At 61.0% G+C, this 22,960-nt stretch carries 19 protein-coding genes and 1 tRNA gene; 6 read left to right on the forward strand and 14 right to left on the reverse strand.

The window, feature by feature from the left end; genetic code table 11:
• Positions 1-41: 41 nt before the first annotated feature.
• Together B9A31_RS19695 and B9A31_RS19700 are read right to left on the reverse strand one after the other, a co-directional pair.
• Positions 42-836, reverse strand: a complete 795-nt coding sequence (locus tag B9A31_RS19695) for a carbon-nitrogen hydrolase family protein (protein WP_027610119.1) — start codon at positions 834-836, stop codon at positions 42-44.
• A 14-nt stretch (positions 837-850) separates the two neighbouring features.
• On the reverse strand, positions 851-2,533 hold the full coding sequence (locus B9A31_RS19700; RefSeq protein ID WP_016714578.1) for a flavin monoamine oxidase family protein: 1,683 nt from the start codon (positions 2,531-2,533) through the stop codon (positions 851-853).
• 475 nt (positions 2,534-3,008) lie between these two features.
• Between B9A31_RS19700 and B9A31_RS19705 the strand changes: the two genes are divergently transcribed.
• Positions 3,009-3,299: a hypothetical protein gene (locus B9A31_RS19705; protein WP_027610118.1), complete on the forward strand. Its 291-nt coding sequence runs from the start codon at positions 3,009-3,011 to the stop codon at positions 3,297-3,299.
• A 4-nt stretch (positions 3,300-3,303) separates the two neighbouring features.
• On the opposite strand, the gene B9A31_RS19710 is transcribed toward B9A31_RS19705, so the two are convergent.
• Positions 3,304-3,765 (reverse strand): Lrp/AsnC family transcriptional regulator, encoded by a 462-nt coding sequence (locus B9A31_RS19710; RefSeq protein ID WP_025754035.1) that lies wholly within the window; start codon positions 3,763-3,765, stop codon positions 3,304-3,306.
• Between the two features lie 135 nt (positions 3,766-3,900).
• Here B9A31_RS19710 and B9A31_RS19715 point away from each other — a divergent pair, with 135 nt between their 5' ends.
• Positions 3,901-4,455: a serine acetyltransferase gene (locus B9A31_RS19715; protein ID WP_084297284.1), complete on the forward strand. Its 555-nt coding sequence runs from the start codon at positions 3,901-3,903 to the stop codon at positions 4,453-4,455.
• 219 nt (positions 4,456-4,674) lie between these two features.
• A complete protein-coding gene (locus tag B9A31_RS19720; protein ID WP_256576261.1) occupies positions 4,675-4,962 on the forward strand; it encodes a hypothetical protein in 288 nt (95 codons plus the stop codon).
• A gap of 129 nt (positions 4,963-5,091) precedes the next feature.
• Here the strand turns inward: B9A31_RS19720 and B9A31_RS19725 are convergent.
• The 5 genes from B9A31_RS19725 to rpsU all read right to left on the reverse strand — a co-directional run bounded on the left by B9A31_RS19725 (position 5,092) and on the right by rpsU (position 13,472).
• A tRNA-Ile gene (locus B9A31_RS19725) sits at positions 5,092-5,168 on the reverse strand.
• Positions 5,169-5,184: 16 nt separating this feature from the next.
• Complete coding sequence (locus B9A31_RS19730) at positions 5,185-8,928, reverse strand: bifunctional diguanylate cyclase/phosphodiesterase (RefSeq protein WP_027610116.1); 3,744 nt, start codon at positions 8,926-8,928, stop codon at positions 5,185-5,187.
• 126 nt (positions 8,929-9,054) lie between these two features.
• Positions 9,055-10,905: an RNA polymerase sigma factor RpoD gene (rpoD, locus tag B9A31_RS19735; protein WP_019097143.1), complete on the reverse strand. Its 1,851-nt coding sequence runs from the start codon at positions 10,903-10,905 to the stop codon at positions 9,055-9,057.
• Between the two features lie 67 nt (positions 10,906-10,972).
• Positions 10,973-12,955, reverse strand: a complete 1,983-nt coding sequence (dnaG, locus tag B9A31_RS19740; RefSeq protein WP_019097142.1) for a DNA primase — start codon at positions 12,953-12,955, stop codon at positions 10,973-10,975.
• 301 nt (positions 12,956-13,256) lie between these two features.
• Positions 13,257-13,472 carry a 30S ribosomal protein S21 gene (gene rpsU / locus B9A31_RS19745; RefSeq protein WP_003255575.1) on the reverse strand — a complete coding sequence of 72 codons (216 nt, stop codon included), beginning with the start codon at positions 13,470-13,472 and terminating at the stop codon, positions 13,257-13,259.
• A gap of 204 nt (positions 13,473-13,676) precedes the next feature.
• On the opposite strand from rpsU, the gene tsaD reads away from it, so the two are divergent.
• Positions 13,677-14,702: a tRNA (adenosine(37)-N6)-threonylcarbamoyltransferase complex transferase subunit TsaD gene (gene tsaD / locus B9A31_RS19750; protein ID WP_019097141.1), complete on the forward strand. Its 1,026-nt coding sequence runs from the start codon at positions 13,677-13,679 to the stop codon at positions 14,700-14,702.
• A gap of 3 nt (positions 14,703-14,705) precedes the next feature.
• Here the strand turns inward: tsaD and plsY are convergent, their stop codons facing one another.
• Positions 14,706-15,275 (reverse strand): glycerol-3-phosphate 1-O-acyltransferase PlsY, encoded by a 570-nt coding sequence (gene plsY, locus B9A31_RS19755; protein ID WP_016715760.1) that lies wholly within the window; start codon positions 15,273-15,275, stop codon positions 14,706-14,708.
• 74 nt (positions 15,276-15,349) lie between these two features.
• Between plsY and folB the strand changes: the two genes are divergently transcribed.
• Both folB and folK read left to right on the forward strand, forming a co-directional pair.
• On the forward strand, positions 15,350-15,706 hold the full coding sequence (folB, locus tag B9A31_RS19760) for a dihydroneopterin aldolase (protein ID WP_084297285.1): 357 nt from the start codon (positions 15,350-15,352) through the stop codon (positions 15,704-15,706).
• Positions 15,697-16,206, forward strand: a complete 510-nt coding sequence (gene folK, locus B9A31_RS19765; RefSeq protein ID WP_019097140.1) for a 2-amino-4-hydroxy-6-hydroxymethyldihydropteridine diphosphokinase — start codon at positions 15,697-15,699, stop codon at positions 16,204-16,206. The genes folB and folK overlap by 10 nt, the downstream gene beginning before the upstream one ends.
• A 60-nt stretch (positions 16,207-16,266) precedes the next feature.
• Here folK and B9A31_RS19770 read toward each other — a convergent pair whose 3' ends face one another.
• The 5 genes from B9A31_RS19770 to glpE all read right to left on the reverse strand — a co-directional run bounded on the left by B9A31_RS19770 (position 16,267) and on the right by glpE (position 22,947).
• Entirely contained in the window at positions 16,267-17,382 is a 1,116-nt protein-coding gene (locus tag B9A31_RS19770; RefSeq protein ID WP_084297286.1) for a multifunctional CCA addition/repair protein, read from the reverse strand.
• Between the two features lie 55 nt (positions 17,383-17,437).
• The gene (locus tag B9A31_RS19775) at positions 17,438-19,006 is read right to left on the reverse strand and encodes a SpoVR family protein (RefSeq protein WP_084297287.1); all 1,569 of its coding nucleotides are present in this window, start codon (positions 19,004-19,006) and stop codon (positions 17,438-17,440) included.
• Positions 19,003-20,277 (reverse strand): YeaH/YhbH family protein, encoded by a 1,275-nt coding sequence (locus tag B9A31_RS19780; RefSeq protein WP_025754030.1) that lies wholly within the window; start codon positions 20,275-20,277, stop codon positions 19,003-19,005. The genes B9A31_RS19775 and B9A31_RS19780 overlap by 4 nt, the downstream gene beginning before the upstream one ends.
• A 130-nt stretch (positions 20,278-20,407) precedes the next feature.
• On the reverse strand, positions 20,408-22,330 hold the full coding sequence (locus tag B9A31_RS19785; protein WP_019097136.1) for a PrkA family serine protein kinase: 1,923 nt from the start codon (positions 22,328-22,330) through the stop codon (positions 20,408-20,410).
• 284 nt (positions 22,331-22,614) lie between these two features.
• Positions 22,615-22,947: a thiosulfate sulfurtransferase GlpE gene (glpE, locus tag B9A31_RS19790; RefSeq protein WP_016715767.1), complete on the reverse strand. Its 333-nt coding sequence runs from the start codon at positions 22,945-22,947 to the stop codon at positions 22,615-22,617.
• Positions 22,948-22,960 lie beyond the last annotated feature (13 nt).

The following is a 22,960-nucleotide window of genomic DNA, read 5'->3' on the forward strand; positions in this document are numbered from 1 at the left end:
GCAGGCCCGGCCCTTTCGCGGGCTTGCCCGCGAAAGGGCCATCAGCCTTTACGCATGTGCAGTTCCTGACGCAAATCGTTCAGGTACGGGAATGCCTCCCGCCCCTGCACAACCTGCTCATGTTCCAGCTCGGCCAGCAACAGGCATTCATCCCGCCCGCCCATGGCCAGCAAACTACCATCCGGGCCGATGATGCTGCTTTGCCCGCAATACTGGATCTCGTCTTCCGCGCCGCAATAATTGGCATACACCAGGTAGCACTGGTTCTCCTGCGCCCGTGCCCTTACGGTCACCTGGCAGATGAAGTCATACGGCGCCATGTTCGCCGTCGGCACCAGGATCAGCTCGGCACCCGCCAGCGCCAGGCGTCGGGCGTTTTCCGGGAACTCGATGTCGTAGCAGATCAGCAGGCCGACTTTCCAGCCTTCAAGCTCTACCACCGGAAAGTGGTCCGGGCCTGCGCTGAACATCGAACGGTCCAGTTCGCCAAACAGGTGGGTCTTGCGGTAGTTGCACAGGCTGCGGCCATGGGCATCGATCAACTGCACGCTGTTGTAGATCGCGCCATCGTTCGCCCGCTCCGGATAGCCATAGACAAGGGCAATGCGGTGCGCCTGGGCGATTTCCGCTACCTCCATGGCCGCCGGGCCATCGTCAGCTTCGGCCAGGCGCTCGACCCGGGGCAGGCCGATGTTGTAGCCGGTGAGGAACATCTCCGGGCACACCAGCAGCTGTGCGCCGCGCTCGGCTGCCAACTGCGCCTGATGGCGCAGCCGTTGCAGATTGCCGGGCACATCCAGTGGCTTGGGTGCGCCCTGGAACAAAGCGATGCGCATGACGCCTCCTTGATTCAGTCTGCCAGGGCAATAGGGCCGATTTCATCGAACACATCGCCTGGGCCTGGGTTGTCCGGGTGGGTGTGGCCACCGAAGTGGTTCATGATACCCCACACCGCATTCAGCGATGTTTGCACTGCGCCCTCCACCCAGGCGGGTGTCCACGATACATCGTCACCGGCGATGAACATGCCGCGCTGCTCGGCGGGCATGTCCTGCTGCATGAAGTGTGCGTACATGCGCTGGTTGTAGCGGTAATGACCCGGCAGTGCGCCCTTGAAGGCGCCCAGGAAGTGCGGATCAGCCTCCCACGAAATGGTGATCGGATCGCCGATGATGTGCCCGGCGATATCGGTTTTCGGGTAGATCTTCTTCAGCGCATCCAGGGCCAGCTGCACGCGCTTTTCCACCGGATGCGGCAGCATTTTCAGCGCATCGCTCATCCATGCATAGGACAGGCAGATCACCCCCGGCTTGTCGTCGCCGTTGTCGAACAGGTAGGTGCCGCGGGTGAGGCGGTCAGTGAGGGTCATGCTCATCAGGTCACGACCGGTTTCCGGGTCCTTGTCCTTCCAGAATGGCCGGTCGACCATGACGAACGTCTTCGATGACTGCATGTAGCGGGTGCGGTCCAGGGCCATCCACATCTTTTGCGAGAACAGTGATTCCTCGCAGTCGATCTGGGTGGTCAGCAGCCAGGTCTGGCAGGTGGCGAGCACGGCGCCGTAGTGGCGAGTGTCGCCCCAGTTGTCGGTAACCGCCAGGCGGCCGTCAGCAGCGCGGGCGATGCGCTTGACCCCAGTACGCGGTGCACCGCCATGCAGGCCGCTCAGGCTTGTGCCCTCCGGCCAGTGGGCGCAGCGCTCCGGCACATGGCGCCAGATCCCTTGCGGTACCTGCTCCACACCGCCGACGACCAGGTGTTGGTGGTCGTCGCAGTTGGTCATCACCACGCGGAAAATTTCCAGCATCGAGTTTGGGAAGTCCGAGTCCCAGCCACCGGTGCCGAAGCCAACCTGGCCGAACACTTCGCGGTGCTGGAAGCTCAGTTTGGCGAACGAACGTGAGGTGGCGACGAAGTCGTAGAACGTGCGGTCGTCCCACAGTGGGACCAGCTTGTTCCACAGCGCTTTAAGGCGCGGTACATCCCGATCGCGGATGGCTTGCTGGATGTCGGCGAACTGGGCACCGCTTTCCAGCGCATCGGCCCAGGCGTCGGCCACTTCGTGGAACAGCTTGGGCAAGTCGGTGGTTTTTTCGGCGTAGTAGGTCTGGCCTTCAAGGTCGATCACGGTGCTGCCCGAGGCTGGGGTCAGCGGGTTGGGGAAAGGCTTGGTTTCCAGGCCCAGCTTGTCCACGTAGTGGTAGAAGGCAGTGGACGACACCGGGAAGCGCATGCCGCCCAGCTCGGCGATGATCCCGTCGGTGCCATTGAAGGCTTGCGAACGCAGCCGGCCGCCCAGCTTGGAGGCCTCGTACACCACCGGCTTTAGGCCTAGCTTCATCAGCTCGTAGGCCGCCACCAGGCCGGCAATACCGGCACCCACGATGGCCACTTCTTCACCCTGGCGCTCAGCCGGAATACTGCCCAGGCCTGCGGGGTGCTCCAGCCAGTCATCGAAAGCGAAGGGGAAGTCCGGGCCGAAGATGGTGATGGGCTTTTTGCCGTCGGCGGGGTGGCGGTTTTTCTTGTTCATGAAGTGACCTTGCCAGAGGGGCTGCGCGGGTGGCGGAGCCTGAGTATAGGAGATGGCTGGAGGTCATTTTAAGGAGTGGGGGAATCGTAATTAAGGTGCATATTGGTGTCTTAATGTATTACTTTTCGTCGAAAACATAAGTTTAAAGTTATTTATGACGAAGTGTTTGTAGTGCGATTTGCTGCGCCTATCAGATCGAGCGCCGCCCGCGCGGCGCTCGATCTGATAGGCGCAGTGAATTGCAAGGCAAGCACCTGGGCCTCACGCGGCCTCTCCGGCGGGCATAAGTACACGTTGGACGGGGTGTGAGCAGCTAGAGGCGCACTGCTATGGCAGCTGTGCGCGGGCAGGCTTTGCCTGGCCGGGTATGCGCCTCCAAGTTCGCCGGTTCTCACCTCGCGCATGGCTGCCACCCAATTCCCGTGAGAAGGAAGCGACTGGCCGCCAGTCATCCCTGTGATCTGGAGGCTATACCATGACTGACCGTTTGCCCGATCAACCTGTAAAACTGCAACCCACCGCTGAAAAACCCTTTTGCAACTGCGAATCCAGCCACCCGCCGTTATTTGCCATCCGTCCTGGCATCGACGCCGCCGACGCTCTAGTCCACGCCTGCCTGCTGGCCCGTGGCCTCAACCAGATTGTCACTGACTACGCCCAGCACCACGCCCCCGAGCGTAGCCGAGACATCGTCTGGTCGATGCAGCATTCTGCCGAGAGCCTTTCGGCGATTCTGGAGGGGCTGCTCGACGGCCAGGAGGCCTGATTGATCAGAGCGGCTGCCCCCGGTCCACCTTGCTGCTGAGAATGATCGACGTGGTGGTCTTCTCCACCCCGTCGACACTGCCGATCTGGTCGAGCAACTGGTCCAGCTGTTCGGGTGAATCCGTAAGCAGCCAGGCTACATAGTCAAACTCGCCGCTTACCGCGCACAATTGCTGCACCTGCCCCATGGCACCCAGGCGCCGCACCACTTCCTTGCCGGAGCGCGGCTGCACCTTGATCCCCACATACGCCTGCAGCCCGCCTCCCAGCACCCGCTGACCCAGACGTACGCCATAACCGGAGATGACCTTGTTCTTCTCCAGACGCTCCAGGCGCGAATTGACGGTGGTGCGGGCGATACCCAACTGGCGGGCGAGGGTGGCGACGCTTTCGCGGGCGTTGATTTGCAGCAGGGCGATCAGCTGGCGATCGATTTCATCCAGCGTGATGGAGCGGGAATCCGACATGGCGAGTCTCTACGGTTGGCCTGCTAGCCTATCGAGCGACTGCCAATCAGGGCAAGACCGCATCTACAGCGACCGCGCTGGCCTGAAGGCTGGGCCTTCGGCATGATGAAACGCTAGTCCAACGAGAACCTGAGCGTGAACCTCGACAACCTGCTCGAATGCTGGCGACTGGAAGTCTCCAACAAGAAAAGGCCAGGACGCCGTATCAACCTGCTGTTCAACGTACTGCGCCGCGCACGCAAGGACAACAAACTGCGCTTTCTCTTTGCCTACCGACTGGCCCAATACCTCGATGCTCGCGGCGGCCTGGCCCGGCGTCACGCTCGGCGCATGCAACAACGGCTTAACCTCAAGTACGCGTTGGACATCGACATCGGCGCACAAATCGCGCCCGGCCTGCGCATCGCGCACCTGCCGGGGGTGGTGATTACCCGGCATGTCAGCATCGGGCGCAATTTCTTCATTCGCCAGAACTGCTCTATCGGCATCAAGACGCTCGGGCTGGAGGAGTACGCGCTGTGCATTGGCGACAACGTGAGCATGGGTGCCAACAGCTGCATCGTTGCTGATCGCATCGTTATTGGTGACGACGTGGTGATTGGCGCGATGTCGCTGGTTACGCGTGATATTCCGACTGGGATGGTCTTCTACAACCAGAGGCAGGTCGAGATGCGGCCGATAGGCGAGTAAGGGCTCACAAAATCTAACGATTTAATCCCTGCGGTATTAGCCGTTGTAAGGTCGAGAATGGTCCGCTCATGAGGCGGAGTTCGGAACCGAACCCATGATCACCAATCATTTTCAGTAGAGCGAGGTCGTTGCTACGCCCGCGAGTACCTTGCGACTAACCTTTGCGGACAGGCAGCAATTCACTGTAGCTCTGGATGAAATCATCCGGAACACGCATCTTTGGCTCCTCTTGCCGACCCTAAGGTATTCGCACCGGCTGCAATGGGTGAGTGCAACGACACGATCATCCGGGCAGGTGACGACAATCTTGAGCTTGCTGCCGCCAACCTGCGCGTACGCGCGGTCGAACAAGCAGGGGAGTGTTCGCATGAGCTTATCTGGAACTGGATGGCCCAGCATGGGTTGACGTTGGATCGTGCAGCTCAGGAGCTGGGTTTGAGCTGGCGCCTGCTGGCTTACTACCGAAGCGGCGAGAACCTGTGCCTAGGACAGTCGCCCTGGCAATGAAGGGGGGAAGCGTTGCGGATGGCTGATGTGGTAAGCGCAGCGGCAGGACATGCCTCGAAGAAACGGGCGCGATACCTAAAAAGACAACGGGCACAAAAAAGCCGCGCAATTGCGCGGCTTTTTCATATCTGGTGGGCCCACACGGACTCGAACCGTGGACCAAAGGATTATGAGTCCTCTGCTCTAACCGACTGAGCTATAGGCCCTCAGTAAGTGGCCGGATTATAACGAGGGTTTCGCACCTGTGCCATCTGAAAGATCCGATAGTGCTATGCGAAGAAACGCGGCCGCAAATTCCTCGGGTGGCAGTGGCAGGCTGACGATGTAGCCCTGGATCTGCTCGCATCCCTCCGCTGCCAGAAAACGCTGCTGGGCCTGGTTTTCAACACCCTCGGCAATGATCGCCAGTTGCATGCTGCGGCCCAGGGCGATGATCGCACGGGCGATGGCAGCGTCGTGTGGGTCGTCAGGCAGGCCACGGATGAACGATTTGTCGATCTTGAGGATGTCCAGCGGCAGGCGCTTGAGATAGCTCAGTGATGAGTAGCCGGTGCCAAAGTCGTCGATGGCCAACTGCACGCCCAGTTTTTTCAGCTGGTACAGCACGGCCAAGGCCTCTTCTGCCTGGCTCATGATGAAGTTTTCGGTGATTTCCAACTGCAAGTCGCCGGCCTTGAGCTGGTGCTGCTTGAGCAGTTGCTCGATGCGTCGGGCCAGGTGTGGGTGGCGTAGCTGGGCGCCGGCGAGGTTGATCGACAGCGGGCCGAACGGTTCGTAGTGTTGCTTCCAGGCCTGCATCTGTCGGCAGGCTTGCTCCAGCACCCAGTCGCCGAGCTGGAGAATGGTGCCGTTCTCTTCCGCCAGGTGGATGAAGTGCTCCGGCGGTACTTCACCAAAGGTGGGGTGGCTCCAGCGGATCAGCGCCTCGGCGCCTACCAGGCTTTGGGTCTTGAGGCTGAGCTTGGGCTGGAAGCACAGGCTCATTTCGTTGCGTTCGACGGCGCGGCGCAGCTCGTGCTCAAGGGCGATGCGCTCGCTGGCCTGAGCGGTGAGGTCGCGGGTGTAGGCTTCGACGCGGTTGCGGCCTTTGGCCTTGGAGCGGTACATGGCCGCGTCGGCGTTGCGGATCAGTGTCGCGACATCAGTGCCGTCCTGTGGGTACAGGCTGATGCCGATACTGGCGCTGGTGAAGAACTCGTGCTCACCGGCCTGGAACGGCGCGACGAAGCAGGCCAGCAGCTTGTTGGCGATGGTGCTGGCGTCACTGGGCTTGTGCAAGCCAGGTAGCAGGATGATGAACTCGTCGCCGCCCAGGCGGGCCACGGTGTCGACGTCACGCACCTGCTCCTTCAGGCGCTGAGCGATGCCTTTGAGCAGCAGGTCGCCGACCGGGTGGCCCAGGCTGTCGTTGATGTGCTTGAAGCGGTCGAGGTCGAGGAACAGCACCGCGCCCTGGCGGTTTGATACTTGCGCGCAGGTAAGCACGGCCTGCAGGCGGTTCTCGAACAGGGCACGGTTGGGCAGGCCGGTCAGCGGGTCGTGGTGGGCCTGGTAGTCGAGCTTGGCCTGGGCGTGCTTGAGGCTGGAAATATCGGCAAACACGGCCACGAAATGGGTGATCTCGCGCTCGTTGTTGCGCACCGCACTGATGGTCAGCCAGCCGGGGTACAGTTCGCCGTTCTTGCGCTTGTTGTAGATCTCGCCTTGCCAGTGGCCTTCGTCGGTAAGCTGGTGCCACATGGCGGCGTAGAAGGCGCTGTCGTGTTGGCCGGAAGCGAGCAGGCGCGGGGTTTGGCCAAGGGCTTCGATTTCGCTATAGCCGGTGATTTCGCTGAAGGCGCGGTTGACGGCACTGATACGTTGGTCGATGTCGGTGATCAGCACGCCTTCGGCGGTGTTTTCGAACACGGTGGCCGCCAGTTGTAGCTTTTCCTGCATCAGATGGCGTTCGGTGATGTCGCGGGCAATGGTCAGCATGCAATCGACGCCGGCAATCGGCAGGGGCCTGGCGGATAGCTCGCAGAGGCGGATCTGCCCGTCACTGCGGCGGATGTGGCAGGTGAAGTCGCGCACGAAGCCGTCGCGGTTGAGCTGGTCGACCAGGCGCTTGCGCTCGTTGAGGTCGACCCAGATACCCAGGTCCAGCGAGGTCTGGTCGATGGTCGGGTTGAGGTCATAGCCGGTGAGGCGGCAGAAGCCCTCGTTCACCTCCAGCAGCAAACCGTCGCTCTGGCGCGACAGTAACAGGCCGTCGGGCGAGGCGTGGAAAGCTTTGGCGAACTTCTCTTCCGAGGTTTGCAGCTGTTCCTGGGTTTCCTTGAGCTGGCTGATATCGCGTACTGCCACCACCAGCGCCGGGGTGCCGTCGAGCTCGAAGGTTTCGGCCGAGGTCAGGCCGGTGAACAGTTGGCCGTTGCTGCGGCGGAAGCTCATTTCAAGGTTACGGATACCCCCCTGGTGCAGGCGTTCGAGCACCCGCGGGCCGCTGCCTTCGACACCCCACAGGTTGAGGTCGGTGGCGGTACGGCCAATCACCTGGCCTGGGGTCAGGCCGATCTGTTCTTCGAAAGCTTCGTTCACCTCCAACAGGCAACCGTCACTGTGACGGGCGATTAGCAAAATATCGGGGCACTGCTGGAACACCGAGGCGAACTTCTGCTCGGACAAACGCAGGGCATCTTCGGTGCGCTTGGTTTCGCTGATGTCGATCATCAGCCCGCGCATCACCGGTTGGTGGCCGTGTTTGATCATGCTGACGATGTTGCGTACCCAGAGGGGTTGTCCGTCGGCCCGGATTACCCGGTAATCCAGGCTGTGGTCGCGCCCGGCTGCAGTTTCGCTGTCGCAGTAGGCCTGGGCCCAGAGGGCGTCTTCCGGGTGCAGAATGCTGCGCCAGAAGCCAGGCTTGAGCCAGTCATTCAGGGGGTAGCCGAGCAGGTCTTCGGCATGCGGCGAAACGTAGCTGTAGGTGAAGTCGTTGGCATCGGCTTCCCAGGCGATGGCCGACAGGCTTTCTATCAAGCCGCGGTAGTGGTATTCGCTGCTGCGCAGCTCCTGCTCCAAGGCAATGCGCCGTGAAATTTCCGAACTGAGGCGGCGGTTGATGCGGATCACCACGGCCAGTACGGCCATCAGCAACAACACCGTTGGCAGGCCATACACCAGCAGGTCGGACCAGAACATCCGCTGGTCGACCACATTGCCTACCCAGCGCTGTTGTATCTGGCTGACTTCGCTGCTGCTCATGTCGGCCATCACTTTGTCGAGAATACCGACCAGTACGTGGTTGCTGCGGGGGACGGCCATCGCCAGTTGGTAGCGATAGGGCGTTTCGCCGCTGACGTAGAGGCCGTCGAGCTTGAGCTGGCGCAGGCTCCAGATGCTGGAAGCGAGGTCGCCGACGACGGCATCTACCTGATCGGTGGCCAAGGCCTGCAGCGTGGAGCTTACATTGGGCAGTGCGACCAGGTTGAGGTCCGGGTGGTGGGTGCGCAGCAACTCGTGGGGGGCGTAGTTTTCGACCACAGCGATTTTCAGGCCGTACAGGTCCTCCAGTTTGCGCGGCTGTGCGCCGCCTTTGTGGGCAAGGATGACAATGGGAAAGTCGAGGTATGGGCGGGTGAAAGCCAGGTAGCCCTGGCGTTCAGGGGTAGACATGATGCCGGGCAGCAGGTCGATGCGGCTTTCGCGCGCCTGCGCCAATACCTCGGTCCAGCTACTGGGTTCGACCGGTTTTAGCGTCACACCCAGACGTTGCTGGATCATGGCGATGTAATCGGCGGCCAATCCCTGGTACCGGCCCTCCTGGTCGCGAAACTCGAACGGTGGCCAAGAGGCGTCGACACCCAGGCTTAGCTGCGGGTGGGCAGCCAGCCAGGCTTTTTCCTCGTCTGTCAGGGTCAGGGCGCCGGCCGTTGTGTTCCACAGCATCAGGAGCAGCAACAGAATGGCCGGCTTCAAGGACATGGCAGCCTCGCATTCAGGTGGTCTGAAGTCGAGTGTAGACGGGCATTGCGGCAGATGTGCAGTGGAAGCCGGGCTTTATGTTTCGGGCCACTAAAGAAAAACCCCGGCCTGGGCCGGGGTTTGTCTTCACTCGTCGAGGAAGGAGCGCAAGTGCTCGCTGCGAGTCGGGTGGCGCAGTTTGCGCAACGCCTTCGCTTCGATCTGACGGATACGCTCACGCGTTACGTCAAACTGCTTGCCCACCTCTTCGAGGGTGTGGTCGGTGTTCATGTCGATACCGAAACGCATGCGCAGCACCTTGGCTTCGCGTGCGGTCAGGCCCGAGAGCACGTCGCGGGTGGCTTCCTTGAGGCTTTCGACCGTGGCAACGTCGATCGGGGACTGCATGGTCGAGTCCTCGATGAAGTCGCCCAGGTGCGAATCTTCGTCGTCACCGATCGGGGTTTCCATGGAGATCGGCTCTTTGGCGATCTTCAATACCTTGCGGATCTTGTCCTCAGGCATTTCCATGCGCTCGCCCAGCTCTTCCGGGGTCGGTTCACGGCCCATTTCCTGCAGCATCTGGCGGGAAATACGGTTGAGCTTGTTGATCGTTTCGATCATGTGCACCGGAATACGGATGGTGCGTGCCTGGTCGGCGATCGAGCGGGTGATCGCCTGACGAATCCACCAGGTGGCGTAGGTCGAGAACTTGTAGCCGCGACGGTATTCGAACTTGTCCACCGCTTTCATCAAGCCGATGTTGCCTTCCTGGATCAGGTCGAGGAACTGCAGGCCACGGTTGGTGTACTTCTTGGCGATGGAGATCACCAGACGCAAGTTCGCCTCGACCATTTCTTTCTTGGCGCGGCGGGCCTTGGCTTCACCGATCGACATGCGACGGTTGATTTCCTTGATCTCGGCAACGGTCAGGCCGGTTTCGGTCTCAAGGTCGATCAGCTTCTGCTGGCAGGCAACGATGGCGGCGTCCTTTTCACCCAGGGCAGCAGCCCACTTGGTGTTGCGCTTGGCCAGGTCACCGCTCCAGGTCTGGTCGGTTTCGTTGCTTGGGAACATGCGCAGGAAGTCGGCACGCGGCATGCGGGCGTCACGCACGCACAGCTGCATGATGGCGCGTTCTTGCTGGCGCAGGCGGTTCAGGGCATCACGTACACGCTCGACCAGTACCTCGAACTGCTTCGGTACCAGCTTGATGGGCATGAACAGGTCGGCCAGGGCCTGCAGGGCCTCGACGCTTTCCTTGTGGGTACGACCGTTTTTCTTCAGGACCTTGGTGGTCGCCTGAAGCTGCTCGGATACCGCACCGAAACGCTGGGCTGCGACGACCGGGTCAGGGCCGCTTTCGGCCTCTTCCTCGTCGTCACCGCCTTCGGACTCTTCTTCGTCGTCGTCGGCCTCTTCTTTCGCAGCGGCGGCCTTGGTGCCAGGGATCGGCACTTCTTCGGTCGGTGCAGCGATGTTGTCGTCAGGGTCGATGTAACCGCTGAGAACGTCCGACAGACGGCCACCCTCGGTGGTGACGCGGTCATATTCGCCGAGAATGTAGTCGACAGTGCCCGGGAAGTGGGCGATGGCGCCCATGACTTCACGGATGCCTTCCTCGATACGCTTGGCGATTTCGATTTCGCCTTCGCGGGTCAGCAGCTCGACGGTACCCATTTCGCGCATGTACATGCGCACCGGGTCGGTCGTGCGGCCGATATCGGTTTCAACTGCCGCCAACGCAGCAGCGGCTTCTTCGGCCGCGGCTTCGTCGGTGTCGGCTTCCGCCAACAGAAGGGCATCCGCATCCGGAGCACTCTCGAATACGTTGATCCCCATGTCGTTGATCATGCGGATGATGTCTTCCACCTGTTCCGGATCTGAAATATCCTCAGGCAGGTGGTCGTTGACCTCCGCGTAAGTCAGGTAGCCCTGCTCACGACCGCGGGTGATCAACTCTTTGATACGAGACTGCTGTTGCGCTTTTCCGGACATAACACCCTATCCACTGAAGGTCTTGGCGGGCAAAAAACAAGCCGAGGATTATACCCGAGCATGGGCCTCACGCGCCAGATGAGGTCGGCGTTTGTGCGGGAACATTCCGGCTCAGCAGGGCGAGGAGCTGGGTTTTTTCCTCGCTGGTCAATTCGCTTTGACGTGATTTCCTGAGCAGTTGTTCCAGGCTGCGCTCGCGTTGGCGGGCGGACAAGCTAGTTATAGTGTCGAAAAACTGTTGTTCAAGGTTGTCGGCCACGATCAGCCATTCCTTTTCTGCCAGCGCCCGCAGCAGGCGGCCCTGTTCGGTGCCGTGCCAACGTGCGATCAACTGCATTGAGCTTAGCCCAGGATTTTTCTGCGCGGCTTCGATCAGCGCCACCAGCAGCTGGCTGTACAGATGTTCTTCGTCGGCAAAATGGCTGGCGTCTTCCACCTTGCCGGCCAGCAGCGGGTGGTGCAGCAGGGTGCGCAAGGCCGCCAGGGTGGGTGGCTCGACCGGGGCCGGTACGCGTGGCGGCGCTTCGTCGCGTTGCTGCCAGGGTTTGCCGCCTTTGCGGTTCTTGTCCCAGGGCTTGTCGCTCCATTGCTTCTTGCCGCCGCCCTTGTTCGGCTTCCACTCCTGTTCCTGATGAACAGGGGCGTAGTCGTGCTGCGGCATGTCGCCGAAGTCGGGGGTGTAGCTGGCCATGGCGTCGTAGTCGTAGCCAGGGTCGTAGTCCGGCACGCTGTTGGCCGCGGGTGCCTGTTGCGCCAGTTGCTCGACCTGCTGCGGGTCGAGGCCGGTGATTTCCTTCAGACGGTTGCGCATCAACTGGCGCAGGTTGGCGCCAGGGATCTTTTCGATCAACGGTGCGGCCAGGGTCGCCATGTGCGCCTTGCCTTCCAGTGAGCGAGGGTCGGCTTCGACACTCAGCTGTTCGAAGAAGTAGTCGGCCAGGGGCTGGGCGTGCTGGTTGATACGGGCCATGAAGGCATCGGTGCCTTCGGCGCGCACCAGGCTATCCGGGTCTTCGCCTTCGGGCAGGAACAGGAAGCGCGCGCGGCGGCCGTCCTGCAGGTTCGACAGGGTCGACTCCAGCGCACGCCAGGCGGCCTTGCGCCCGGCCTGGTCGCCGTCGAAGCAGAACAGCACGCTGGGCACCACGCGGAACAGCCGCTTGAGGTGCTCTTCGCTGGTGGCGGTGCCCAAGGTGGCCACGGCATTGCGCAAGCCTTGCTGGGCCAGGGCGATGACGTCCATGTAGCCCTCGACGACGATGATTTCGTCGAGGTTGCGGTTGTGCTTGCGCGCCTCGTACAGCCCGTACAGTTCCTGGCCCTTGTGGAACACCGGGGTTTCCGGGGAGTTCAGGTACTTGGGCTTGTCGTCGCCGAGTACCCGGCCGCCGAAGGCGATGATGCGCCCACGGCTGTCGCGGATCGGGAACATCACCCGGTCGCGGAAGCGGTCGTAACGCTTGCCGCTTTCGGCGTTCTCGATCAGCAGGCCGGCGTCGATCATCACTTTCTGCTGCAGGGTGTCGGCACCCAGGTGCTTGAGCAGGTTGTCCCAGCCTGGCGGGGCAAATCCCAGGCCGAAGTCGCGGGCAATTTCCCCGGACAGGCCGCGGCCTTTGAGGTAATCCACCGCCGCCTTGCGGGTCGGGTGGCTGCGCAGGGCCTGGCGGTAGAACTCCGAGGCGGCATCCAGTAGCGGGTACAGTGGCGAGTCGGTGGGCTGGCGCGGCTTGTGGTCGCGGCGGCCCTGTTCGCGGGGCACTTCCATGCCGGCTGCGCGGGCCAGTTCCTCGACGGCCTGGGGGAAGTCCAGGTTGTCGTGGTCCATGACGAAGCCCAGGGCGTTGCCGCCTGCGCCGCAGCCGAAGCAGTAGTAGAACTGCTTGTCGGGGCTGACCGTGAAGGAGGGGGTTTTCTCCTTGTGGAACGGGCAGCAGGCGGAGTAGTTCTTGCCGGTTTTTTTCAGCTGGACGCGCGAACTCACCACATCGACGATGTCGAGGCGGTTGATCAGGTCGTCAATGAAGCTCTGGGGAATCAGCCCGGCCATGGCAGTCTCGTCATCTGGCAACTGGCAAGTCTAATCGCTCACGCGCCGAATGGGGCGAGTGTTGCTTGGGGAAGTGCGAGGGAGTGTGCTCGTCGCCGGCCCTTGAGGGCCCGTCAGTCGGACGTGCACGTCTGGTCATACAGCAAGAAGGACCAGCTCTGACGTTTCAGGCAGGTTGCCCATGTGCAGTTCGCATGACGCTTGTGCAGGGCCTTGAGCTAGCTGCTCAAGTTTGAAGCGACCACTGCCATCGCCCGGCGGTTAGCCGGGCAGGGCAGAAGCTTTGCGTTGAACGCCTGTATTAGTACAGACGAACGGCGCGGCGCTGTTCGCGCTGAACTTTCTTGGCGTGACGCTTAACAGCGGCAGCTGCTTTGCGCTTACGCTCTGCGGTCGGCTTCTCGTAAAACTCGCGGCTACGAACTTCAGCCAGTACACCGGCTTTTTCGCAGGAGCGCTTGAAACGACGCAGAGCTACGTCGAAGGGTTCGTTCTCTTTAACTTTGACGGCTGGCATCCAGGGCTACCTTAATTCATTACCGGGGTAGACGTGCTCCTGGCAAAACAAAGGTGTGCTGGAGAACGTCGGTTTTCAAGGGTTGCGGATGTTAACCCTTAGCAAGCCGGAATGCAAAGCCTCTGATCGAAAACCGCTGGTCGGCATCCGACACGGGGACTATCATGCGCGGCTTCGAATTCAGCCCCCACAAGGGACGAACCCATGCTAGTACTGGGATTGGAAACATCCTGCGACGAAACTGGTGTCGCATTATACGATAGTGAACGCGGTTTGTTGGCCGACGCACTGTTCAGCCAGATCGACCTGCACCGCGTGTTTGGCGGTGTGGTGCCCGAGCTTGCCTCGCGTGACCACGTCAAGCGCATGCTGCCGCTCATCCGCCAGGTGCTGGACGAGGCCGGTTGCGTCGCCACCGAGATCGACGCCATCGCCTACACCGCAGGCCCTGGCCTGGTCGGTGCATTGCTGGTGGGTGCTTCCTGCGCCCAGGCACTGGCCTTTGCCTGGGACATTCCGGCAATTGGCGTACACCACATGGAAGGCCACTTGCTGGCGCCCATGCTGGAAGAAAACCCACCGGAGTTTCCGTTCGTCGCTTTGTTGGTTTCCGGCGGGCATACCCAGTTGGTTCGGGTCGATGGTATCGGCCAGTACGAACTGATGGGCGAGAGCCTGGATGACGCTGCCGGTGAGGCGTTCGACAAGACCGCCAAGCTGATCGGTCTCAACTACCCCGGTGGCCCGGAAATCGCGCGCCTTGCTGAAAAGGGTGTGCCTGGGCGTTTCGTTTTCCCACGGCCGATGACTGATCGCCCGGGCTTGGAGTTCAGCTTCAGCGGCCTGAAAACCTTCGCCCTCAACACCTGGCAGCAATGCAAGGATGCTGGCGACGACGGTGAGCAAACCCGTTGCGACGTGTCCCTGGCATTCCAGCAGGCGGTGGTGGAGACTTTGACCATCAAGTGCAAGCGGGCGCTCAAGCAGGCTGGCCTCAAGCGCCTGGTCATCGCCGGTGGCGTGAGTGCCAACAAGGCGTTGCGGGCCTCCCTCGAGGACATGCTCGGCAGCATCAAGGGCAACGTGTACTACGCGCGGCCACAGTTTTGTACCGACAATGGCGCGATGATCGCTTACGCCGGCTGCCAGCGCCTGTTGGCCGGGCAGCAGCAGGACCTGGCCATCAGCGTGCAGGCACGCTGGCCGATGGAACAGTTGCCGCCGCTGTAGGTTTCAGAAGTGCCGTTCGCGCCCGGCAAACAGGTCGCGCAGGTTGCTGCGGTGGCGCCACACGATCATCACCGTCAGCACGGTGATCGGTAGCAGGGCTTCCGGCTCGCGCCAGGCCAGCAATGGCAAGGTCAGTGGCGTGGCAATCAGCGCCGCCAGCGAGCTGGTACGGGTAAGGTAGAACGTCAGTAGCCAGGCGCCGATGGCCAGCAGCGCGGCCGGGAAGTACAGGCCCATGAGCATGCCGGCGGCGGTGGCTACGCCTTTGCCACCGCGGAAGCAGAAATACAGCGGGAACAGGTGGCCCAGCACCGCACATACGCCTACCCAGGCTTGCGCGTGCAGGTCCAGCCCGGCAAAGCGGGCAAGCAATACCGGCAAAAGGCCCTTGCACAGGTCGCCAAGCAGGGTCAGGATCGCCAGTTTACGGCCTGCCAGGCGTAGCATGTTGGTGGCGCCGGCATTGCCTGAGCCGCTGGAACGCGGGTCCGGGCTGCCCGAAAGGCGGCTGAGGACAATGGCGAAGGACAGCGAGCCGAGCAGGTAGGCGAGCAACGCCAGTAACCAAAACATGCTAACTATTCCGGGCGAGGACGCCCTGATTCTAACGGCGCCAGTCGCCCTTGTCGTGCTGTGGAGAGAAGTGCTTGGACAGAGTGTTCATCGAAGGCCTGGAAGTCGATACCGTCATCGGTGCCTATGACTGGGAGCGGGATATTCGCCAGTGCTTGCGCCTGGACCTGAGCTTTGCCTGGGACAACCGCCCGGCGGCGGCGGGTGACGACCTGAGCCTGGCGCTGGACTATGCCAGCGTGTCGGCGCGCGTCCAGGCGTTTGCCGAGCAGGCGCGCTTGGAGTTGGTGGAAACCTTTGCCGAGCGCCTGGTGGCCACTTTGATGGAAGAGTTCCAGATCCCGTGGGTGCGGTTGAAACTGACCAAGCCGGGGGCGGTGCCGGCGGCCCGAGGTGGTGTAGGCGTGGAGATCGAGCGCGGATGTCTCTGAGCACGGTTTACCTGGGCCTTGGCAGCAACATCGACCGCGAGGCGCATTTGTGCGCCGGGCTCGATGCCCTGGCGGGCATTCTGACCGACATGCGCTGCTCACCGGCGTTCGAAAGCCAGGCGGTGGGGATCAAGAGCGGGCCATTCATCAACTTTGTGGTGACCGGGCAAACCGCGTTGCCCTTGATCGAGCTGGACCGCCGGCTGAAGTTCATCGAGGCCGACAATGGCCGCTATGCGCCGGACCGTAAAGGGTTGCCGCTGGATATCGACGTGCTGATGTATGACGATTTGCACGGTACGTTCGATGGGCTGGTGCTGCCCAGGGCCGAGATCCTGAAGAACGCGTTTGTGCTGTGGCCATTGTCGTTGCTGGCGCCTGAGCTGGTGCATCCGGGGGCGGGCAAGACCATGGCGAAGTTGTGGCAAGAGGCGCAGATCGATCAGGTGTTGGCGCCGGTCGCCTTTGAATGGCGTGGGTTGCAGTTGACACCGGCATAAGTCTGTACCCGCCCTTTCGCGGCTTTAGCCGCGAAAGGGCCAGTACGGGCAGCCGAAAAATCACCCTTCTGCAACACCGATGTAGGCTTCAATCGCCTTCAATCGCTCAGCCTTCAGCGCCTCGCCCAGTGCCTGGCCCGTCAGCCCGGCCTGCACCAAGGGCTTCACATCCACCGCTCGCGCTGCGGTGGATGCACCCCGCAGATAAGCTGCCTGTGGATAACCCTCCTTGCCATCACCCAGCGCCACCATCTCGCACGTGGCAATGAAGTCCTCGAACCGCTGCGGTCGCCGATACACATCGAACTTTTGCAACAGCTCCAGCAGTGTCGCAGCAGGTAAATCCAGCGCATGATTGCCCTGTGCCAGGCATTCCCCTGTCAGCAGTGCCAATTCCTGGCATTCCCGCGGCGCCTTGAGGCGCTGGTTGACGGCTTTGATCGATGCTGGTTCCAGCCCATGCAGCAGGCAGGCCCAGCGTATGTGCAGTGGCTGCTTGTGCAAACCTGCTTGCTCCAGCGCCGCCAGGGCCTGGGAATCGTCTAGAAGCTCGGGCAGTTGCTCCTGTAGGGCATCGCACGCGCGCAGCACCTGGAAGAACACCTGCGGTTGGGCTTCCATCAGCGCCCGCTCGATTTCCTTCCAGCTACGTTCGGCAGTCAAGGCCTGCAGCTCGCCAGAGGCACTGATCTGACGCATCAGCTCCAGGGTTTCGTCGGCAACCCGGAAACCCAGTGGTGCATAGCGGGCAGCAAAGCGGGCAACGCGTAGCACACGCAAAGGATCTTCGGCAAACGCCGGGGAAACGTGGCGTAAAAGGCGTTGATCAAGATCGTCCTTGCCGTGGTAAGGGTCGTACACCGTGCCCGCCTCATCCTCGGCCATCGCATTGATGGTGAGGTCGCGGCGGATCAGGTCTTCTTCCAGGGTCACGTCAGGGCTGGCGTGAAAGGTGAAACCGCCATAGCCGCGCCCGCTCTTGCGCTCGGTGCGCGCCAGCGCGTATTCCTCGCCGGTTTTCGGGTGCAGGAACACCGGGAAATCGGCGCCGACCGGCCGATAGCCATTGGCGAGCATTTCTTCGACGGTGGCGCCCACCACCAGCCAGTCGATATCGCTGACCGGGCGGCCGAGCAGGCGGTCGCGCACGGCGCCGCCGACTTTGTAGATGTGCATGTGCAGCTCTCCATAACTGCCGACAGGATAACCTGTCGGCCGTCATGGCGTTGCACTAGAGGTGGTGGATGACCGCCAGGTCCATGCGCCCGTAGTCCGCGCTTTCGCCATGCTCGCCACGCGGCGGCATGTGATGGGTCTTTATCACCTGCTCACCTTGCACGGTTTCCAGGTGGATATCGAAGCCCCACAGGCGGTGCAGGTGCTTGAGCACTTCATCGGTCGAGTCGCCCAGCGGTTTGCGGTTGTGCTGCTGGTGGCGCAGGGTCAGCGAGCGGTCGCCACGGCGGTCGACGCTCCAGATCTGCACGTTCGGTTCACGGTTGCCCAGGTTGTACTGTGCTGCAAGTTGCTCACGAATCACCCGATACCCGGCTTCATCGTGAATCGCGGGCACCAGCAGGTCGTCGCGCTGGTCGTCATCGAGGATGCTGAACAGCTTGAGGTCGCGCATCACCTTGGGTGACAGGTACTGCAGGATGAAGCTTTCGTCCTTGAAGCTGCTCATGGCGAACTTGATGGTAGAAAGCCAGTCACTGCCGGCAATGTCGGGGAACCAGCGGCGATCTTCCTCGGTCGGGTTTTCGCACATGCGGCGGATGTCGGTGTACATGGCAAAGCCCAATGCGTACGGGTTGATGCCGCTGTAGTACGGGCTGTCGAAGCCAGGCTGGAACACCACGCTGGTGTGCGACTGCAAGAACTCCATCATGAAGCCTTCGGTAATCAACCCCTCGTCGTACAGGTCGTTCATCAGGGTGTAGTGCCAGAACGTCGCCCAGCCTTCGTTCATTACCTGGGTCTGGCGCTGCGGGTAGAAGTACTGGGCTATCTTGCGCACGATGCGCACCACTTCGCGCTGCCAGGGTTCAAGCAGCGGGGCGTTTTTCTCGATGAAATACAGGATGTTTTCCTGAGGTTCGGCGGGGAAACGCCCGTCATCGCGGTCGTTACCCTTTCCCGCGCTTTTCGGAATGGTGCGCCACAGGTCATTGATCTGGCGCTGCAGGTGCTCCTCGCGCTCCTGTTGCCGACGCCGCTCTTCCTCGGCAGAAATGGGGTAGGGCCGCTTGTAGCGGTCGACACCGTAGTTCATCAGGGCATGGCAGGAGTCGATCAGGTCTTCCACTGCATCAATGCCATGACGCTCTTCGCACTGGGCGATGTACTGCTTGGCGAACACCAGGTAGTCGATGATCGAACTGGCGTCAGTCCAGGTGCGGAACAGGTAGTTGCCCTTGAAGAAACTGTTATGCCCGTAGCAGGCATGGGCGATCACCAGTGCCTGCATGCACATGGTGTTTTCTTCCATCAGGTAGGCGATGCACGGGTCGGAGTTGATCACGATCTCGTAGGCCAGGCCCATCTGGCCACGGCTGTACGACTTTTCTGTGCTGAGGAACTGCTTGCCGTAGGACCAATGGTGATAGCCCAGCGGCATGCCGACCGAGGCGTAGGCGTCCATCATCTGCTCGGCCGTGATCACCTCGATCTGGTTGGGGTAGGTGTCCAGGGCGTAACGCTCGGCCAGGCGGCTGATTTCCCGATCGTAGGTCTGGATCAGCTCGAACGTCCACTCGGACCCGGTGGAAATGGGTTGGCGTCTCTGTGCTCTGGCGGTCATGTGGCTAACCTGCGCTGGAAGAGTTCACGGAAGACCGGGTAGATGTCGCCGGCCGATACCAGCTGCTGCTGAGCGAACGTATCGGGGTAGGCTTCACCGATGCGTTCGTATTCATACCACAGCGCCTGGTGCTCACGGGGAGTGATCTCGACGTAAGTGTAGTACTGCACATGCGGCATGATCTGCTTGGAGAGGATCTCGCGGCAGATGGGCGAGTCGTCGTTCCAGTTATCGCCGTCGGAGGCCTGCGCGGCATAGATGTTCCAGTCGCTGGCCGGGTAGCGTTCAGCCATGATCTCCTGCATCAGCTTGAGTGCGCTGGAAACGATGGTGCCGCCCGTTTCCCGCGAGTAGAAGAACTCTTCCTCGTCGACTTCCCGGGCGCTGGTGTGGTGGCGGATGAACACCACTTCGATGCGGTCGTAGTTACGCTTGAGGAACAGGTACAGCAGGATGAAGAAGCGCTTGGCGATGTCCTTGGTGGCCTGGGTCATCGAGCCGGACACGTCCATCAGGCAGAACATCACCGCCTTCGAGCTGGGGTTGGGCTGCTTGACCAGCAGGTTGTACTTGAGGTCGAAGGTATCGAGGAAGGGCAGGCGGTTGATGCGCGCCTTCAAGCGTTCGATTTCCTGTTCGACTTCCTGGATATCGGTGAAATTGTCCGGTTCTTCGACCCGCAGGCGGGCGAGTTCCTTTTGTGCTTCGCGCAGCAGTGCGCGGCTGCTTCCGGTCAGGGCGATACGCCTGGCATGGGCCGAGCGCAGGGTACGCACGATATTGATGCGCGATGGGTTACCTTCATTGGCGATACCGGCGCGCACGGTCTTGAAGGTGTCGGCGCCTGTCAGGTGACGCTTGACCAGGTTGGGCAGTTCGAGGTCTTCGAACATGAATTCGAGGAACTCTTCCTGAGTGATCTGGAAGACGAATTCGTCCATGCCTTCGCCGGAATTACCGGCCTTGCCACGGCCACCGCCGCCACCCCCACCGCCTTGCGGCCTTGGGATGTGTTCACCTGCAGTGAATTCCTTGTTGCCAGGATGCACGATGGTCTGTTTGCCCCCGCGACCATGGTGCAGCACCGGTTCGTCGATGTCGCGACCGGGAATACTGATCTGCTCGCCATGTTCCATGTCCATGATGGAACGGCGGCTCACCGCCTCTTCGACGGCCTTCTTGATGTGTTCGCGGTACCGCCGCAAAAAGCGCTGGCGGTTGACCGTGCTCTTGTTCTTGCCGTTCAGGCGTCGGTCGATAACGTAGCTCATGGTCCCTCCGGTAGCTGGGAACAGCTGCACGCTTCAAGCTACGAGCTGCTGCACGTCATGGCAGCAAAGCAGCTGCCGCCGCCCAAGGCCGGCATGGCAGCCTTGGGCGCGCGGTGTATAGCTTGTCGCTTTATTGCGATTTCCTGACCCGCAGGTACCATTCCGACAGCAGGCGCACCTGTTTGTCGGTGTATCCACGCTCCACCATCCGGGTGACGAAGTCGTTGTGTTTCTTCTGGTCCTCTTTGCTGGCCTTGGCGTTGAAGCTGATGACGGGCAGCAGGTCTTCGGTGTTCGAGAACATTTTCTTCTCGATCACGACCCGCAGTTTTTCATAGCTCAGCCAGCTTGGATTCTTGCCGTTGTTGTTGGCGCGTGCGCGCAGTACGAAGTTGACGATCTCGTTGCGGAAGTCTTTCGGGTTGCTGATGCCGGCCGGTTTCTCGATCTTTTCCAGCTCCTCGTTGAGGGCGATGCGGTTGAGGATTTCGCCGGTTTCCGGGTCGCGGTATTCCTGGTCCTGAATCCAGAAGTCGGCGTACAGCACATAGCGGTCAAAGATGTTCTGGCCGTATTCGCTGTAGGACTCCAGGTAGGCCGTCTGGATTTCCTTGCCGATGAACTCGATGTAGCGTGGTGCCAGGTATTCCTTCAGGTAGCGCAGGTAGCGTTCGCGCACTTCCGCCGGGAACTGTTCCTGTTCGATCTGCTGTTCCAGCACGTACAGCAAGTGCACCGGGTTGGCGGCAATCTCGTGTGGGTCGAAGTTGAACACCTTGGACAGGATCTTGAAGGCGAAGCGGGTCGAAAGGCCGTTCATGCCTTCATCAACGCCAGCGGAGTCACGGTATTCCTGGATCGACTTGGCCTTCGGATCGGTATCCTTGAGGTTCTCCCCGTCGTAAACGCGCATCTTGGAATAGATATTGGAGTTTTCCGGCTCTTTAAGGCGGGAAAGCACCGTAAATTGAGCCAGCATCTTGAGTGTATCCGGCGCGCAATGGGCCTTGGACAGCGAGCTGTTGACCAGCAGTTTGTCGTAGATCTTGATCTCATCGCTGACGCGCAGGCAGTACGGCACCTTCACGATGTAGATCCGGTCGATGAACGCTTCGTTGTTCTTGTTGTTGCGGAAGGTGTGCCACTCCGATTCGTTGGAGTGCGCCAGCAGGATACCGGTATAGGGAATGGCCCCAAGGCCTTCGGTACTGTTGTAGTTGCCTTCCTGGGTGGCAGTGAGCAAGGGGTGCAGGACCTTGATCGGCGCCTTGAACATTTCGACGAATTCCATCAGGCCCTGGTTGGCCCGGCACAGCGCGCCCGAGTAGCTGTAAGCATCGGCGTCGTTCTGTGGGTACTCTTCAAGCTTGCGGATATCGACCTTGCCGACCAGGGCCGAGATGTCCTGGTTGTTCTCATCGCCGGGCTCGGTCTTGGCAATGGCGATCTGGTTGAGAATCGACGGGTAGAGTTTCACTACCTTGAACTTGGAGATATCGCCGCCAAACTCCTGCAGACGCTTGGTGGCCCATGGCGACATGATGGTGTTCAGATAGCGCCGTGGGATGCCGTACTCTTCCTCGAGAATGGCCCCATCTTCGGTGGCGTTGAACAAACCCAAGGGCGACTCGAACACCGGTGAACCCTTGATGGCGTAGAACGGCACCTTTTCCATCAGCTGCTTGAGTTTTTCGGCCAGCGACGACTTGCCGCCGCCCACCGGGCCCAGCAGATAGAGGATCTGTTTCTTCTCTTCCAGGCCTTGGGCGGCGTGACGGAAGTACGAAACGATCTGGTCGATGCACTCTTCCATGCCATGGAAGTCGGCAAAGGCCGGATAGCGGCGAATAACCTTGTTGGAAAAGATGCGCGACAGCCTGGAGTTGGTAGAGGTGTCGATCAGCTCTGGCTCACCGATGGCCAGCAACAGCCGTTCGGCCGCCGATGCGTAGGCACTGCGATCCTCTTTGCACAGCTCGAGGTACTCCTGCAGCGAGAGTTCTTCCTGGCGCGTAGACTCGAAACGTTGTTGGAAGTGGCTAAAAATACTCATGACGTCACCTCGCTCGATACGTGGAGACGACGCCGGATCAGTCAGCTGATGCTGGCATGCAACCGGGTTCGCCGATTGCTGTAAACCCCCCAGAACACCCTGTAACGCTACCGATGACCCGCACGCCGGTGTACCGGCTCTCCCCTTTTTTGGATGGCCTGAGCTTAAGCGTAGTTGGTTATCTGCAAGGTCAAGGGGCGAGGTGGGCAGAAGTTACGAACGACCGTTCGTCAGATAAGCCGCAAGCCCGCACGGGGCGCGGGCTGCAGGAAAAATGAAAATATTTATTCGGCGCTGCCTTGGGCGGTCTCGGCCGGGTAGGTGGCGCGCCACAGTTCGAAGCCGCCGTCCACGCTGTACACGTTGGAGAAGCCTTGGCCTACCAGGTAGGCGGCAGCGCTCTGGCTGGAGTTGCCGTGATAGCAGACCACCAGGGTCGGGGCGTCGAGGTCGGCATTGCGGATGAACTCGGCAACCGAATGGTTATCCAGATGCTGGGCACCGGTGATGTGGCCGGCGGCGAAGGCCTGCGGGTCGCGAATGTCGACGACGACCGCACCTTCTTGCTTGCGAAGCTCCAAGGCCTGCTCGGGAGGGATGCGCTTGAATTCGCTCATGGGTACTACTTCC

Origin of the sequence: Pseudomonas sp. URIL14HWK12:I5, from assembly GCF_900176445.1 — a bacterium.
Taxonomy (GTDB): domain Bacteria; phylum Pseudomonadota; class Gammaproteobacteria; order Pseudomonadales; family Pseudomonadaceae; genus Aquipseudomonas; species Aquipseudomonas monteilii.